The organism is Pseudoalteromonas rubra, from assembly GCF_005887115.1.
GTDB classification, from domain to species: domain Bacteria; phylum Pseudomonadota; class Gammaproteobacteria; order Enterobacterales; family Alteromonadaceae; genus Pseudoalteromonas; species Pseudoalteromonas rubra_F.
In genome coordinates, this window is record NZ_PNCJ01000070.1 from 1 (window position 1) to 404 (window position 404).

General features: G+C 48.0%; 1 rRNA gene. It reads left to right on the top strand.

The features are described 5' to 3' along the window. Positions 1 to 404: ribosomal RNA gene (locus CWB98_RS23095) — 23S ribosomal RNA — on the top strand; the annotation flags it as partial.

A 404-nucleotide genomic window follows, 5' to 3' on the forward strand; every position in this document is an offset into this window, starting at 1 on the left:
CGATAGTGAACCAGTACCGTGAGGGAAAGGCGAAAAGAACCCCTGTGAGGGGAGTGAAATAGAACCTGAAACCGTGTACGTACAAGCAGTAGGAGCCCATCACTAAGTTACTTTGGTGAACTCCTAAGTAAGCACAATGTTTGAATTAGCGTTAACGTCGACCTAACTTTTTAGCCGACGGTCAACCGCCAAAATCAAGCAGAGGTAGCTTAGTGATGGGTGACTGCGTACCTTTTGTATAATGGGTCAGCGACTTATATTCTGTAGCAAGGTTAACCATTTAGGGGAGCCGTAGCGAAAGCGAGTCTTAACTGGGCGCTTAAGTTGCAGGGTATAGACCCGAAACCCGGTGATCTAGACATGGGCAGGTAGAAGGTCAGGTAACACTTACTCGAGGACCGCAC